Source organism: Alcanivorax sp. HI0044 (assembly GCF_001634945.1).
In genome coordinates this window covers 1-794 of record NZ_LWEZ01001012.1, presented here as the reverse complement: position 1 = coordinate 794, position 794 = coordinate 1, and the positions used below count along the sequence as shown (strand labels likewise).

1 protein-coding gene is annotated in these 794 nt (G+C 57.3%); it reads right to left on the bottom strand.

Translation table 11 applies throughout. From position 1 onward, the window contains the following. Window positions 1-299: 299 nt before the first annotated feature. Window positions 300-626, bottom strand: coding sequence for a YecR family lipoprotein (gene yecR / locus A3730_RS11945; RefSeq protein WP_063519164.1), 327 nt, complete (start codon window positions 624-626; stop codon window positions 300-302). Between the last annotated feature and the right edge of the window lie 168 nt (window positions 627-794).

Here is a 794-nt window from a genome sequence, read left to right as displayed (position 1 = left end):
AAGGGTTTATCGCGAATGCCTGGCACTTAGCCAAACGCTCGATGCCGGATGCCTGACGTAACCCCCCATAGCCTGAGCGGCTGTCGTGGTGGCGGGGATTTCAGGACCATCACGAAGGTAGTAACTGGGTAATGCATGTTGCACAGAGAACGTGGAGGCCAAGTGTTCAGGTTTTTAATGCAGGCGTCAGTCGTCGGGCATCCGGCGTCCAACGCTTGCCAGGACGGGATAATGGGACAAGTTCTGAAGCCGGCTGATCACTCAATTCCGCGATAACCCCTATTCATTGCCGGCGGACGTTACTGCTGGGCAGCCTGCCCGGTGCACTGAAAAGTCGCGTTCACAGTCCAGCCGATACAGTCACCGTCCTGGGTTTCATTGCTGCAGGTCTGGCTGGGTTTGCCACTGGGAATCGCGCCGTTATACCCCCAGCCCTGACATTGCGCGCTGGCTTTTTGCAGGCCTTGTTGCCAGTCCATCTGTGGGTTCTGCATCAGGTTATAGTCGGTGGCCAGAGTCACGGTGCCTTCATTCTGGTTTCCGTCAGCAACCCGGATCGGGGAGGCGGCGGTCACGCAGGCGACCAGGGACGCGGCGGCAAGCACGGTCAGAAAGCGAATGAACATGGTTGGCTCCAGTCAGTGGGTGAGCAGTATCCACAAAGCCTACAGGCTGGTCTGAAGGACTCAAGCGACAATCTGTAAAGAAAGCAAAAAATTATGGTGATGGCGCTGCCGGGGCCGAATTGCTTTCTATCCAGTGGCGACGGTTCCGGTCCGGCTGTTCCCAGTGGA